The sequence below is a fragment of the Asprobacillus argus genome, from assembly GCF_032248395.1.
Lineage (GTDB): Bacteria > Bacteroidota > Bacteroidia > Flavobacteriales > Flavobacteriaceae > Polaribacter > Polaribacter argus.
The window spans coordinates 2,501-5,200 of sequence record NZ_JAVTTO010000008.1 but is presented as its reverse complement, the minus strand read 5'-3'; the positions used below and the strand labels follow the sequence as shown (position 1 = coordinate 5,200).

Sequence of the window (2,700 nt, the reverse complement as noted above, 5' to 3'; positions counted from 1 at the left end):
AAAAAACCTCATTCTATTAAAAGAATGAGGTTTAAAAAGAAAGGCAGCGACCTACTCTCCCACATAAATGCAGTACCATCGGCGCTATTGGGCTTAACTTCTCTGTTCGGGATGGGAAGAGGTGAGCCCCAATGCTATAACCACCCTAAAATTTTAGTGATTAGCGTTGAGTTTTAGTATGTTAAATACTACTACTTGCTACTAACTACTGGCTAGTTCTTGCTAGCCTATATGTTAACATATTGGAGTAAATAATATTGTAAAGATCAATTGTAAAAAAGAGTGTCGTCCCCTCTGTTAAGAGGGGACAGCGTACATAAGTCTATGGGTTATTAGTACTACTTGGCTACATGCATTACTGCACTTACACCTATAGCCTATCAACGTGGTCATCTCCCACGACCCTTTAAAGAAATCTCATCTTGTGGTGGGTTTCGCGCTTATATGCTTTCAGCGCTTATCCCTTCCCGACGTAGCTACTCTGCCATGCCACTGGCGTGACAACAGATACACTAGAGGTCAGTCCAACTCGGTCCTCTCGTACTAGAGTCAGATCCACGCAAATTTCTAACGCCCACAGCAGATAGAGACCGAACTGTCTCACGACGTTCTGAACCCAGCTCGCGTGCCACTTTAATGGGCGAACAGCCCAACCCTTGGGACCTTCTCCAGCCCCAGGATGTGACGAGCCGACATCGAGGTGCCAAACCCCCCCGTCGATGTGAGCTCTTGGGGGAGATCAGCCTGTTATCCCCGGAGTACCTTTTATCCTTTGAGCGATGGCCCTTCCATGCGGAACCACCGGATCACTATGCTCTTGTTTCCAACCTGATCGACTTGTAAGTCTCTCAGTCAAGCACCCTTATGCCATTGCACTCTACGCACGGTTACCAAGCGTGCTGAGGGTACCTTTAGAAGCCTCCGTTACTCTTTTGGAGGCGACCACCCCAGTCAAACTACCCACCAAGCACTGTCCTCATCTCTGAGTTAGACTCTAGATAAGCAAAGGGTGGTATTTCAAGGTTGACTCCACAACGCCTAGCGACGCCGCTTCAATGTCTCCCACCTATCCTACACATTACTTATCCAAAGCCAATACTAAGCTATAGTAAAGGTTCACGGGGTCTTTTCGTCCCGCTGCGGGTAATCGGCATCTTCACCGATACTACAATTTCACCGAGCTCATGGCTGAGACAGTGTCCAGATCGTTGCACCATTCGTGCAGGTCGGAACTTACCCGACAAGGAATTTCGCTACCTTAGGACCGTTATAGTTACGGCCGCCGTTTACTGGGGCTTCATTTCAGATCTTCGCCGAAGCTAAACCCTCCACTTAACCTTCCAGCACCGGGCAGGTGTCAGGCCTTATACATCATCTTTCAATTTAGCAAAGCCCTGTGTTTTTGATAAACAGTCGCCTGGACCTTTTCACTGCGGCCCCCCCGGAGGGGGGCGACCTTTCTCCCGAAGTTACAGGTCTATTTTGCCTAGTTCCTTAGCCATGAATCTCTCGAGCACCTTAGAATTCTCATCCCAACTACCTGTGTCGGTTTACGGTACGGGTTCTTATAATCTGAAGCTTAGAGGTTTTTCTTGGAAGCCTTTAGGCACACTATCCACTCGTCCGAAGATTTGTGGTACTATCCCAATTCAGCTAGCTCTGCGGATTTACCTACAAAGCCAATACCTACTTGGTTCAACGTACTATTCCGTCAGTACGCGGTGCTTTCATTACTCCGTCACCCCATCGCAATTATAAGAAGTACAGGAATATTAACCTGTTAGCCATCGACTACTCCCTTCGGATTCGCCTTAGGACCCGACTAACCCTCAGCTGATTAGCATCGCTGAGGAAACCTTAGTCTTTCGGTGTGCGGGTTTCTCGCCCGCATTATCGTTACTTATGCCTACATTTTCTTTTGTAGCCGTTCCAGCAAACCTTACAGTTCACCTTCTACACAACTACAATGCTCCCCTACCACTTGTATATAATACAAATCCATAGCTTCGGTAATATGTTTATGCCCGATTATTATCCATGCTCGACCGCTCGACTAGTGAGCTGTTACGCACTCTTTAAATGAATGGCTGCTTCCAAGCCAACATCCTAGCTGTCTGGGCAGTCAAACCTCGTTTATTCAACTTAACATATATTTGGGGACCTTAGCTGATGGTCTGGGTTCTTTCCCTCTCGGACATGGACCTTAGCACCCATGCCCTCACTGCTGAGAAACATTTTATAGCATTCGGAGTTTGTCAGGAATTGGTAGGCGGTGAAGCCCCCGCATCCAATCAGTAGCTCTACCTCTATAAAACTTTTACTCAACGCTGCACCTAAATGCATTTCGGGGAGTACGAGCTATTTCCGAGTTTGATTGGCCTTTCACCCCTACCCACAGGTCATCCAAAGACTTTTCAACGTCAACTGGTTCGGTCCTCCACTGTGTGTTACCACAGCTTCAACCTGCCCATGGGTAGATCACTCGGTTTCGCGTCTACTACTACTAACTATACGCCCTATTCAGACTCGCTTTCGCTACGGCTCCGTATCTTAAATACTTAACCTTGCTAGAAACAGTAACTCGTAGGCTCATTATGCAAAAGGCACGCCGTCACACAGTAAATGTGCTCCGACCGCTTGTAAGCGCACGGTTTCAGGTTCTCTTTCACTCCCTTACTTAGGGTTCTTTTCACCTTTCCC

Annotated in this window: 2 rRNA genes (1 of these 2 running past the window's edge); both read right to left on the bottom strand. The window is 47.5% G+C overall.

Features of this window, described 5'->3' with window-relative positions:
- Nucleotides 1-38: 38 nt before the first annotated feature.
- Nucleotides 39-148: ribosomal RNA gene (rrf, locus tag RQM59_RS14345) — 5S ribosomal RNA — on the bottom strand.
- Between the two features lie 164 nt (nt 149-312).
- A 23S ribosomal RNA gene (locus tag RQM59_RS14340) occupies nt 313-2,700 on the bottom strand; it runs 491 nt beyond the window's last position.